The organism is Arthrobacter sp. 260 (genome assembly GCF_013116745.1).
Lineage (GTDB): Bacteria > Actinomycetota > Actinomycetes > Actinomycetales > Micrococcaceae > Arthrobacter_D.
On sequence record NZ_JABFOE010000179.1, the window covers coordinates 1 to 210 of the forward strand.

1 protein-coding gene is annotated in these 210 nt (G+C 35.7%); it reads left to right on the forward strand.

What is annotated here, in order from left to right:
- Nucleotides 1-210, forward strand: a 210-nt coding sequence (locus HMI57_RS18770; protein WP_171587469.1) for a DEAD/DEAH box helicase, incomplete at both ends; no start/stop codon positions are given.

Genomic DNA, 210 nt, shown 5'->3' on the forward strand with positions numbered 1-210 from the left:
GGTAGGTGTAAGAATCAATGTTTTGATGGTGGTAAAATCACCATCAAAACATTGATTCTTACACTTACCAGGGAACTTGCAATTCAAATCAATGATAGTTTTAAATCGTATGGAAAATATACTTCTCAAAGAAGTACAGTAATATTTGGTGGTGTATCTCAAAAAGCACAAACAGATGCGCTTCGTGCTGGGGTTGACATACTAATTGCC